The organism is Kitasatospora sp. NPDC091257 (assembly GCF_044757675.1).
GTDB classification, from domain to species: domain Bacteria; phylum Actinomycetota; class Actinomycetes; order Streptomycetales; family Streptomycetaceae; genus Kitasatospora; species Kitasatospora lactacystinica.
Genome location: NZ_JBIVVI010001402.1, coordinates 1 through 2,124 on the forward strand (window position 1 = coordinate 1; position 2,124 = coordinate 2,124).

At 68.9% G+C, this 2,124-nt stretch carries 4 protein-coding genes; 3 read left to right on the forward strand and 1 reads right to left on the reverse strand.

Annotated features, from left to right (window positions below; translation table 11 throughout):
• The first annotated feature begins 247 nt into the window (after positions 1-247).
• From ACIQOV_RS38710 to ACIQOV_RS38720, 3 genes are all read left to right on the forward strand, one after another.
• The gene (locus ACIQOV_RS38710; RefSeq protein ID WP_401055510.1) at positions 248-649 is read left to right on the forward strand and encodes an HNH endonuclease; all 402 of its coding nucleotides are present in this window, start codon (positions 248-250) and stop codon (positions 647-649) included.
• A 318-nt stretch (positions 650-967) separates the two neighbouring features.
• On the forward strand, positions 968-1,159 hold the full coding sequence (locus ACIQOV_RS38715; RefSeq protein ID WP_401055506.1) for a hypothetical protein: 192 nt from the start codon (positions 968-970) through the stop codon (positions 1,157-1,159).
• 21 nt (positions 1,160-1,180) lie between these two features.
• Complete coding sequence (locus tag ACIQOV_RS38720; protein WP_401055507.1) at positions 1,181-1,495, forward strand: DUF6087 family protein; 315 nt, start codon at positions 1,181-1,183, stop codon at positions 1,493-1,495.
• A 99-nt stretch (positions 1,496-1,594) separates the two neighbouring features.
• Here ACIQOV_RS38720 and ACIQOV_RS38725 read toward each other — a convergent pair whose 3' ends face one another.
• On the reverse strand, positions 1,595-1,840 hold the full coding sequence (locus ACIQOV_RS38725; RefSeq protein WP_401055509.1) for a GntR family transcriptional regulator: 246 nt from the start codon (positions 1,838-1,840) through the stop codon (positions 1,595-1,597).
• Positions 1,841-2,124: the final 284 nt, after the last annotated feature.

Consider the following 2,124-nt stretch of genomic DNA (forward strand, 5'->3'; position numbering starts at 1 on the left):
GGGGGGGGGGCGGCCCCGCCCATGAGTGACCCCGTCCGCCAGGACGGGCCGAAAGGGGTCGTAAGCGCGTGCAGTCCCCACCGTGTCCGGACCGGCCGTGAGTCGGCGAGGACGACCACCAGCCCACAACCCCAATGGCAGGGGCACGCGGTCGAGGCCCTACGGGGTACCGGCCGCGGACTTCCCGAGTTCGAGTCTCGGGGTGGGCACAGAGCCGGGCTGCAACCTACGCCGGATGACTCGTTCCATGAAATGGGTCATCTTCGGAAGGTTGCAACTGGCCGACTCGTACGACCACCGAGGGGGCGCCGTGCGCTGTATCGACTGCACCGAACCTCCGACTCGCCGAGGACGCTGCGAGGCCCACCACGCGGCCTACGAAGCCCGTCCGAGTGTCCGGGCCCGCCGTCGGCTGCTCGCCCTGGTGGCGCGGCGCCACAGTGGGGCGGAGCGACTTCGACGGCGGGTCGACCGAGCGGGCTCCGGGGTGTGCGGCGGAGACTTCCCCGCGGCCCTGGTCGACGTCGACCACCGGGCGCCGCTCGCCCTCGGAGGCGAGGACACCGACGACAACGTGCGGTCGCTGTGTCGCACCTGTCACCGAGGGAAGACCGCAAGGGACTTCGGGGCGTTCGCCGTGAGCCCCTGAGTTGCTACTTCCGTGCCAGCAAGGCCGCGAGGGTTCCGCCGCCTGCTGTGACTGCCGTGATGAGCCACGCGGGGATGCGCTGGATGGTCAAGTGGAGCCCACCCCAACGGAGTTCGAATTGTGGAGGTCGCTTCGTGCTGCCTGCCTGTCGGTCCATGCCTTCAATCATGGTGCCCCCAAAGACTCCGCGCGGTTCCTTGCGGACTCACGTTGGGCTCCCCAGGCGGCCGACGTCGTACGCCAGCGCGCTGAGCCGTCGGAAGGCACCGTAGGCGGTGCCAGTGGTCCGGTTGTCAGCACTACGCGAATCTGCGGGACGTGGAGACCGGACAGGACTTCTGCCTGTGCTGCGCCCTCGCCATGCTCTACGCCGCGCAGGACCCGATCACCCATTTCCGGGAGTTCGACGACTCGACCGCGTACGCCGATGCGTTGCGCGACCGGGCGCCGCTCGGGCTTTTGGGTTGGCCGGGCTCCACTCGACCGGACGGGCCGCTAACCTCGGATTGACGCCGAGCGAGGGGGCCAGCCGTGCTCGAACCCGACGACGAAACCGTGACCGAGTGGTACGACGCTCGCGCCAACCGCGAGCGGCCGCCGGGCACACGGGATGCGCTGACCCTTGACCCGACTGTCCGGCGCGGCGGCCTGTTCGAGGACGCTCCGCGCATGGTTGTGGAGTGGGACGGTGCGGCGTGGCAGCCGGTGGGCGTCGCCAGCACTTATGCGGATGCCTATCCAGTGATCGTGCGGCGGGAGGTCGGGTTCGCGGACCCGCAAGAGGACACACCGGTTTCGCTGCTTCGGAAGGGCAGTGGCCGACACCGTAAGCCGCTCGACCAGTAAGTTCGGCGGCCGGGACGTGAACGATCGCTGTCCGGACGTTCCGACGTTTACCCGCGCCTCACCGCCCCGCTCCGCTGGTGAACTCCGGTAGCGCGGGGCCTACTCGTCCCCGCGTACTTCCTTGTGGGTCACGAAGCTGCCCATGCCGGTACGGGTGACCACCAGGTGGGCATCCCGCAGTGAGGCAATCGCCTTCCGCACGGTCTTTCGGTCCACGCCGAATTCCGCAGACAACTCCACCTCGGACAGCTTGTCGTCGGGTCGAAGCTCGCCGGCGGCAATTCTGGCGGTGACGATCTCTGCGATCTGTTCCCACTTCGGGCGGGACGGGCTGAACTCAAACACCCCCCGACGGTAGTCGCGAGGGCCAGCCGGGCATAGCCCGGGATGGCCATGGACAGGTATGGACAGGTTGAGTACCGTCGATCACGAAAGAACCCCCGACCGCCGCTTAGGACCGGCTGTCGGGGGCAACGCCGAACAGCTTTCGAGGAGCTGCACGACATGTCAGACCTTACATTCCGGAGCTGGTTCACCGCCGCCGCCGGCTGCCTGTCCGGGGCAACGATCCTGGCACTCTGGCTCACCGGCGAGGCCGCGCCGCGGGGCCGCCACCGGGCAGGTGCCCC

What these genes read in the sequence shown, in the direction of transcription:
- ACIQOV_RS38710 (WP_401055510.1), top strand. Translation starts at nt 248, where the DNA reads ATGAAATGGGTCATCTTCGGAAGGTTGCAACTGGCCGACTCGTACGAC.